The sequence below is a fragment of the Catalinimonas locisalis genome (genome assembly GCF_038039535.1).
GTDB lineage: Bacteria > Bacteroidota > Bacteroidia > Cytophagales > Cyclobacteriaceae > Catalinimonas.
Window position 1 is genome coordinate 113,230 of record NZ_JBBPHP010000020.1, and the last position, 6,000, is coordinate 119,229.

The window sequence follows — 6,000 nt, forward strand, 5'->3', positions numbered from 1 at the left end:
TACTTTAATCCAACAGAATTAGTCAGTGCAATGAGACGCTTCCACTTACCCTCTCCTCTTTAATTATTTAAAACTTATAATCCAGCTTAATTCCTAAGAAGCCCGTAGGGTTTTGTTTGTGATAATCAAAGAAATTGAAGGTGTCACCATAATAATTATTCCCATAAAATATTCCTGGCTGAAATCTGGAACCCATAAATTGTAATCCGATATTCCAAAAGTAGGTTTCTTCAAAATCAACTGCCGGTTGATGAAAAATATTGACTCCTCCTCCTTCTACAAAAGCAGCTATATTATTAAATGTATAACCCAAAAGTAAATTATAGTTTAAAAGTATCTCTGAACTGTAGTCAAAGTTCATCGGCGTTGATAGTTGAGGACCTAATTCCAATGAAAGCAAAAGGTTCTCTGTGGCTACATATTTGTATTTATAGTTGAGTTTAAAAGAAAATGTTGCCGGTACATACTTGGCCTGTTCGTAGGGATGAAATAGAGTACTGTAATGAGAAGCATCCGATGGATAACGGTTATACAAAGGCAAATAAGCACTAAAGGATAATAGGGAATTCTCTAAATCACCTACTTTCTTTTTAACATTCAATGTTACATTTCCAATATCTGTTTGATGATTAAAATATGTGTACCTATTGTCTGCGGTATGAATTATGGGCAGGGAAAAACCAACAAACCAATTATTCTGAAGCGCAAACTCTCCCTGTAAATCATAAATACCTGTCAATTCATCATATTTTTTTTGAGTGTTACTCACATGTCTTATATGATGAATGCCAATAACAGATTCCGATGATGACGGAAACCGCTGAGAAATAAAATTCTGAGCATAGACTGTCTGGCTCATAAGCAACATTACAACGCCTAAAACAAACTTCCTTCTCATCTTGAGGGTAAATGGTTAAATATATATGTGAATGTAAGAACATTTCACAACATTAATGATCAGGCATCTAAATTTTCACGCATAATTTCTAAAGTGATGTGCATTAAGTGTTGGATATTGGATCCCTTAATTTTTGTTTTTACTTGCATATATAGCAAAACGTGTGAAATACTCTGAATCTAATCTCTACCGTTCTATTCTTCCTCAGACTGCCTTACCATCGGGCCTAATGATTGCCCACCGAGCAGGTGCATGTGTAAGTGAAAGACCGACTGCCCGGCATCCTCATTGGTATTGATTACCAATCTGTAGCCAGTTTCAGCTATTCCATTCTCCTTCGCCAGTTTTTTGGCTACCAGAAAGAGTTTTCCCAATACCACCGCGTCTTCTTCCTGTATATCATTGATGGTAGGGATTTCCTTTTTGGGTACAATCAGCAAATGTACCGGAGCCTGAAGCCGCAGCGGCTTAAAGGCAATAACATCCTCATCTTCGTACACTATGTCGGCAGGTGCTTCCCTCTGTATGATCCTGGTGAATACCGAGCCTTCACCAATCTTCTCTGCTTTCTGCTTTTGATAGACTTCGCTCTGACTTTGGGCAGCAAAGCTCAGCATTACGAACATCAGGCTTAAGACAAGTTTGTGATTCATAAGATTTGCAGCTTAAAACGTACAAGAATTTCTTCCTGAAGATAGAAAAACCTTCATCATTTTGTATCTCAAAACTGATGATACCATAAGTTCTTAACAAATTTTAATCTTTTTGGCGATTGTCTGGTTAAGCAAGCGTTGTCTGTTAATTTTTGATCACAAAAAGAGAATAATATAGAGCTGTGACCCGTACACTTCTGAAGCAAACTAACCTGAGAATCATTTTCAGCATTACTTTAATGGCAGTTATGGGCGTCTCCAGTATTGCTCCCGCTTTTCCTCAGATTGAAGAAGTGCTCAATGTCTCTGCCCAGCGCGTGGGCTTACTGATTACAGTCTTTACCGTGCCCGGAGTGATCCTTACACCCATACTTGGGGTGCTGGCCGATCGTTATGGCAGAAAAAAGATACTGGTACCCTCCCTCCTGCTCTTTGGCGTAGCCGGTGCCGCCTGTTTCCTGTCCGATAGCTTTCAAACTTTGCTGATTTTAAGAACATTTCAGGGCATAGGCGCTGCTGCGTTGGGTTCTATCAACGTAACCCTGATCGGCGACCTCTACGAAGGCAAAGAAAGAGCTACTGCCATGGGGTTCAACGCCAGTGTACTAAGCATTGGCACCGCTATGTACCCTGCCATCGGTGGAGCAGTGGCTTTACTGGGATGGAATTACATCTTTCTGCTGCCGCTGCTTTCCATCCCTGTGGGACTGATCGTGCTGTATAAGCTTGATAACCCCGAACCAGAGAATGATATCAACTTCAAAGAGTACCTGGGCAATACCTGGCGCGCAGTTAACCAGTTGCCGGTCTACATTTTGTTTACCGTCAGCATCATCACCTTCATTATTCTCTATGGCGCGGTGATTACCTATTTTCCTTTTCTTACCGACCAGTCCTTTGAAGCTTCTTCCTTTGAGATTGGCGTGCTGATGTCGTCTATGTCTCTCACCACTGCTTTCACCTCTTCACAGGCAGGGAGGTTGAGTGAGAGATTTACCGTACGCAAGCTTATGCTGGTAGCTTTTGTGTTGTATGCAATAGCGTTAATACTTATCCCCCTGATGCCTTCTTTATGGTTACTGCTGCTTCCCGTCATGATCTTTGGCGTAGCGCAGGGGATGAACCTGCCCAGCTTTATGACTTTGCTGACCGGCTATGCTCCCCTGGAGAATCGCGCGGCCTTTATGTCTATTAATGGCATGGTGTTGAGGGCCGGACAAACGATGGGCCCCATAGTGATGGCTTTCTTTTTTGGCTGGCTGGGCATTGCGTATGTGTATTATATAGGCGCAGCCTTTGCCATCCTCATGTTTGTGCTCATCCTCTTCTTTCTGGATAAGCGCAAAAGCTAAAAACAGCCAGGGATAAAGTTTTGCACTTCCACCTTTTGCCTTATCATAGGTCTTCCTCATCCACATAAACCAGACTTCCCTGCTGAAGGGTAAAAGCACGGCTCATGATGCTGTTGCTTTCGTTAAGCGCCCGGTCTCTGATCTTCACGGCAAGCTTTACCGTATCGTTACGGAAAAAGCTTTGTATTCCGGTGGATACAAATCCGTACTGAATTACGCCTTCCAGAGGTTTTCCATCATTTAAATCTTCTTTCAGAGGAGAAAAACGACCTCCCAGAGGAGCAGAGCACCGCTCCTTACGCCAGTCATATTCGTTAAACTCAGTATTCTCTTTGATGAATACAGTTACCTCAAAATTATAAAAGTAAGGATTATAGTCACCTTTAAGTGTATCATTGATTACTTCCTGACCTATGTAGTTGGGTGGAGGACTGAACTGTGTACAGTCATAAGGGCCGTGTATCGCTTCGTCATAAACCACATAATTACCCTCACTATCTGTAACGGGCGTAAATGACTGCTCTAGTAAAGGATCAGTTTCATTACTTCTCAGGCCCAGATCACCATCACCATCCCGGAACTGTACCCTGATGATCAGTGAGTCGGTAACGGTATTGGGAATATCAACAAAACGTATGCCCTGCTCACCATCAAAATCAATGAGATGAGGCTGCATGGCAAATTCCGGTTCGTCATAGCAGGCACTTATAGCTGCCGAGCAGACCACAAAGAAAATAAATGAGGTAAAATAGCGCATAGGACTGCTTTGATAGTTGTATAGGTAAAACGAACCTTTGTTTCATTTCATATATAGGACGCTAAGTTTCTTCGCTTCGGTAGAGGATGAGATATTCAAAGAAGAAATGTGGTATCTCCTGAGGTATTGAAGGGTGTGCATGAGGTTCCCCGCCGGGTCTCTCCAAACCAAGTGTTTCCTTTGGACTTATACAAGAGCAAGTTAGGTGAATTGATTGATTCTAACTTATAAAACCAATCACTACTTGATCATTGTGAGCTGCTTCAGAGTAGAATCGTATTACATCTTTAAGACTATCAAATAAATAAGGCTTGGCTTCTTCTTCATTCCAAATTTCAGGATAAATGTTAGCCTCATTTAGTTTATTGCCATCATATTTAGACTCTAGTTCTTCTACATTGAGATTATTCAGTTCAAATGAGATTTTCTTTACAAGCACTGAGTCATTATAAAATGCCGGGCCATATCCAAGGTCTTGTTCTTCATCTATGAAATCATTACTAAAAATGACATTTTCAACTATTTTTCTTGGCTCTTCATTCATTTCTGTTTCTGCCATGCTTTTTCCTGTAAGCAAAAAATGTATCGCTTCCCAAGATTTATCTAGGTCTAAATACCAATTTGCATGTAAACTTTCATTATTATCAATCAACTTCTCAAGTTTACTTGAATCAGCTTTAAAACTTTTTAAGTCCTCATTAGAAACTCGGATAAGATACCCTATCATCCCCATATTATATTGATTTGGATTATGCAAAAGGAATAATAACAGACATTACTTGATCTGCACACGTTTCCATTTTACTCATAAGATTGCAAGTTGGTTCGTCCATTTTACTTTTGCCATGACTTGATGATTCTCTTTGCCTCTTCATGGGATTTGGTCTCACCTTTATCTAACTGCTGAAGCCCTTTCTCTACCTTTTCAATGAATACCAATCTTTCAATAAGCTCTTCTAACTCAAATTCCTGTGGTAATTCATTCACTGCTACTAATACTTTATCTTTAGTCACGATTTCTTTATTTTTTACGCAATATCCTTTCAGTCAGACTGCTTTCCATCATTTGTTTTCATCATCTTTTTATTGGAGTATTCACTTCGCAGTCTTTTCATAAAAGCTTCAAATTCCAAAAAAATACTATCCTCTGACTGTGCATTATCGTCTGCTTTCTCATCCGATTTCATGGCTTCAAAGCTTGTATATTTCTTTAGTTTTGACATATTTACAAAATTAATCTATTACTGCTAATAACTTACTTAATAAGCCTTGCTGCTCCAAAAGATTCAGGATTAAGTCGTAAGCTATCCATTCTTATTTTCAAGAAGGCATTTGTATCCTTATCGGTCAGTTCCCTAATCATCTTTTTGGATAACATTACTGAATCTTCTCAAAGATCAGGGATTGCTGGCTTGTTGTATCTTTCTGGTAAAAGTCACCGATGATTAATCTATCCTGCTCTATGTTGATAAAGGTGTTGTAAAATCCTAAAAAGCTTGAGACAAGATTACGAACAGAAATCGTATCATCATCTATGCTATATTCATACATACCTGCTCCATACTTAGGCAAAAGGTGGCCATTCCTTTCTTCTTTACCTCGGTTTAACAAGAAAAAACTTTCCCCTCTCCTAAATACTAAGGTGTCAGCCTTGTCTACCGACTCCACCCAGCTTCCATCCAGCATAATGACATCGTTTTCATCTTCCTGGCAACTGCTCCCCAGCATAATAATTGTGATAAGCGCGAAAAAGGATATTTTATTCAACATATCTTTATTGTTTAAGTAGCTACTACTGATCTCCTCAATTACCTGGCTTAAATTTCCTTCAATTAACTAATATCTGCTCAAGTTTCCGTTGCACTCAAATGCACACGTATAGATTTATATTCAGGATTTCACCCAGAATAATACTGAGTAGATCAGAATATACAGAGAGAACATGATCATAATTCCCCCAATGGTGGAAACCATTATTTTGTTGATACCAAAGAGGCTCTTGCTTACTATTTTAGAGACAGCGCATTGACTGGCAGTAAACAGCAACACGAAGATGGCTAACATGATTATGGTATCAGTGGATAACAGCTTTCCATCATCTGAGTCTATAAGAAAGAGGAAGCTCGTTACCATGATTGAAGTAGTAAGGTAAATCGCAATACCGTAGTATGCCTTTTGGTGATTTGATACAGCTCTCATAGTTGAGGTTTTGAGGTTAATGTAACTCTATATTTTTTTCATTTAATTGAAGCTTAGTTTGCACGCGATTTCTATGGATTAAGCAAGCACCGGTATATAGTTTTTTTCATATTTCCGGTTATCTCTAACACAAGCGAAAAT

Annotated in this window: 9 protein-coding genes; 1 reads left to right on the plus strand and 8 read right to left on the minus strand. The window is 39.5% G+C overall.

What is annotated here, in order from left to right; genetic code table 11:
- Window positions 1–67: 67 nt before the first annotated feature.
- Entirely contained in the window at window positions 68–898 is an 831-nt protein-coding gene (locus tag WJR50_RS20995; RefSeq protein WP_341295283.1) for a hypothetical protein, read from the minus strand.
- A 194-nt stretch (window positions 899–1,092) separates the two neighbouring features.
- Window positions 1,093–1,551: a histidine triad nucleotide-binding protein gene (locus tag WJR50_RS21000; RefSeq protein ID WP_341295284.1), complete on the minus strand. Its 459-nt coding sequence runs from the start codon at window positions 1,549–1,551 to the stop codon at window positions 1,093–1,095.
- Window positions 1,552–1,733: 182 nt separating this feature from the next.
- Between WJR50_RS21000 and WJR50_RS21005 the strand changes: the two genes are divergently transcribed.
- Window positions 1,734–2,903: an MFS transporter gene (locus WJR50_RS21005; protein ID WP_341295285.1), complete on the plus strand. Its 1,170-nt coding sequence runs from the start codon at window positions 1,734–1,736 to the stop codon at window positions 2,901–2,903.
- Between the two features lie 43 nt (window positions 2,904–2,946).
- Here WJR50_RS21005 and WJR50_RS21010 read toward each other — a convergent pair whose 3' ends face one another.
- The 6 genes from WJR50_RS21010 to WJR50_RS21035 form a co-directional block, all read right to left on the minus strand.
- A complete protein-coding gene (locus WJR50_RS21010; RefSeq protein ID WP_341295286.1) occupies window positions 2,947–3,660 on the minus strand; it encodes a hypothetical protein in 714 nt (237 codons plus the stop codon).
- Between the two features lie 220 nt (window positions 3,661–3,880).
- Window positions 3,881–4,393: a YfbM family protein gene (locus WJR50_RS21015; protein WP_341295287.1), complete on the minus strand. Its 513-nt coding sequence runs from the start codon at window positions 4,391–4,393 to the stop codon at window positions 3,881–3,883.
- Between the two features lie 101 nt (window positions 4,394–4,494).
- Window positions 4,495–4,674, minus strand: a complete 180-nt coding sequence (locus WJR50_RS21020; RefSeq protein ID WP_341295288.1) for a hypothetical protein — start codon at window positions 4,672–4,674, stop codon at window positions 4,495–4,497.
- A 29-nt stretch (window positions 4,675–4,703) separates the two neighbouring features.
- A complete protein-coding gene (locus WJR50_RS21025; RefSeq protein ID WP_341295289.1) occupies window positions 4,704–4,883 on the minus strand; it encodes a hypothetical protein in 180 nt (59 codons plus the stop codon).
- A gap of 154 nt (window positions 4,884–5,037) precedes the next feature.
- Window positions 5,038–5,430: a hypothetical protein gene (locus tag WJR50_RS21030; RefSeq protein WP_341295290.1), complete on the minus strand. Its 393-nt coding sequence runs from the start codon at window positions 5,428–5,430 to the stop codon at window positions 5,038–5,040.
- A gap of 120 nt (window positions 5,431–5,550) precedes the next feature.
- The gene (locus WJR50_RS21035) at window positions 5,551–5,859 is read right to left on the minus strand and encodes a hypothetical protein (protein WP_341295291.1); all 309 of its coding nucleotides are present in this window, start codon (window positions 5,857–5,859) and stop codon (window positions 5,551–5,553) included.
- Window positions 5,860–6,000: the final 141 nt, after the last annotated feature.

What these genes read in the sequence shown, in the direction of transcription:
- WJR50_RS21015 (WP_341295287.1), bottom strand. Translation starts at nt 4,393, where the DNA reads ATGGGGATGATAGGGTATCTTATCCGAGTTTCTAATGAGGACTTAAAA.
- WJR50_RS21010 (WP_341295286.1), bottom strand. Translation starts at nt 3,660, where the DNA reads ATGCGCTATTTTACCTCATTTATTTTCTTTGTGGTCTGCTCGGCAGCT.
- WJR50_RS20995 (WP_341295283.1), bottom strand. Translation starts at nt 898, where the DNA reads ATGAGAAGGAAGTTTGTTTTAGGCGTTGTAATGTTGCTTATGAGCCAG.
- WJR50_RS21035 (WP_341295291.1), bottom strand. Translation starts at nt 5,859, where the DNA reads ATGAGAGCTGTATCAAATCACCAAAAGGCATACTACGGTATTGCGATT.
- WJR50_RS21030 (WP_341295290.1), bottom strand. Translation starts at nt 5,430, where the DNA reads ATGTTGAATAAAATATCCTTTTTCGCGCTTATCACAATTATTATGCTG.
- WJR50_RS21025 (WP_341295289.1), bottom strand. Translation starts at nt 4,883, where the DNA reads ATGTCAAAACTAAAGAAATATACAAGCTTTGAAGCCATGAAATCGGAT.
- WJR50_RS21000 (WP_341295284.1), bottom strand. Translation starts at nt 1,551, where the DNA reads ATGAATCACAAACTTGTCTTAAGCCTGATGTTCGTAATGCTGAGCTTT.